This window comes from Acinetobacter sp. UBA3132, from assembly GCF_002364825.1.
GTDB classification, from domain to species: domain Bacteria; phylum Pseudomonadota; class Gammaproteobacteria; order Pseudomonadales; family Moraxellaceae; genus Acinetobacter; species Acinetobacter schindleri.
This window is the reverse complement of record NZ_DEZM01000114.1, coordinates 1,077-2,556: the sequence shown is the minus strand read 5'-3', so window position 1 is coordinate 2,556 and position 1,480 is coordinate 1,077. Positions and strand designations below refer to the sequence as shown.

Annotated in this window: 2 protein-coding genes; both read right to left on the bottom strand. The window is 44.0% G+C overall.

Annotation, left to right across the window (positions count from 1 at the left end):
- Nucleotides 1–25: 25 nt before the first annotated feature.
- The gene (locus B4033_RS05735) at nt 26–721 is read right to left on the bottom strand and encodes a methionine ABC transporter permease (protein ID WP_004812614.1); all 696 of its coding nucleotides are present in this window, start codon (nt 719–721) and stop codon (nt 26–28) included.
- Nucleotides 718–1,480: methionine ABC transporter ATP-binding protein (locus B4033_RS05730; protein ID WP_286832640.1), on the bottom strand; the 763-nt coding region annotated here is incomplete at its 5' end. The genes B4033_RS05735 and B4033_RS05730, both read right to left, overlap by 4 nt.

The following is a 1,480-nucleotide window of genomic DNA, read 5'->3' as shown; positions in this document are numbered from 1 at the left end:
GGCTTTATTTACTCAGAGAATTAACTTAACGCAGTCGGGATAACCAGTCACCCACACTCTGTACAATCTGCACCAGGATCAATAATACAATCACGGTCATGATCACCACTGAGGTATCAAAACGCTGGTAACCATAAGAGATTGCAAGATCACCAATACCACCAGCGCCGACAGCACCTGCCATCGCGGTAGCTCCAATCAGACTGATGGTGGCAGTCGTAAGATTCAGAATCAGCGAACTACGCGCTTCCGGCAGAATAAACTTGAAAATAATTTGCATTGGTGTTGCACCCATGGCTTGGGCAGATTCGATAATGCCTTCATTTACTTCAAGCAGAGAGGTTTCCACCAAGCGGCCGATATAAGGCCCCACATAAATGGTCAAAGGCACAATCGCTGCCCAAGTACCAATTGATGTTCCAACCAGAAATTTAGTCAGTGGAATAACAGCAATCAGCAAGATAATAAATGGCAGGGAACGCAGTGCATTTACAATCGGATTTAGACCATGATAAATCACACGGTTTGGCAAAATTCCATTTGGACGAGTAACTAATAGAGTAATCGCCTGAATAAAACCCCAGATACAACCAAACAGCATCGCGAAGAACACCATATGGAAAGTTTCTTGCAGTGCAGTCACGAACTGGTCCATCGACAGCGAGCTTTTCCAGAAAGGCGCAGTGATCGTAGTAAGCCACTGTACAATTAAGTCTCTCATTCCTGTACTCCTGCCTGATCTACCTGTACGCCGTTATCTCGGAGATATTGTATTGCAGCTGTAATTTGCGCGGGATCACCGAGAAGCTGGATAAACATCTGTCCAATCACCGAACCATTAATTTCAGTCATATTGGCAAACAGGATATTCAAACTGATATCAAACTGTTTGATAACGCCCTGAATCACAGTTTCCTGCGCTGAGCTACCCAGGAACTTTAAACAATAAATACTGTGATGATTCTGATTTTCCAGATTCGTCAGAATATTTACGGGCAGGTTTTGCTGGAGCACCGTCTGGATAAAGTTTTTCGTGGTCGGATGCTGAGGCTGACTGAAAATCTGTAAGGTAGAGCCAGTTTCAATCACATCACCTTTTTCCATCACGGCAACATAATCACATACAGTTTCAATTACATCCATTTCATGGGTGACCATCACAATCGTAATGCCTTGTTCCTGATTAATGCGTTTCAGCAGTTGCAGTACAGACTTGGTGGTTTGCGGATCGAGAGCTGAGGTTGCTTCATCACATAACAAGATCTTTGGATGATTCGCTAAGGCACGGGCAATACCGACACGCTGCTTCTGACCGCCAGAAAGTTCATCTGGAAAAGCATTGCGTTTATGTTTTAAATCAATAAAGTCTAGCAATTCTTCAAGACGCTTTTCCCGTTCAGCTTTACTCCAGCCAAGCAGTTTCATTGGCATTTCAATATTGGCAGCCACAGTTTTGGTCTGCATCAGGTTAAAGTGCTGG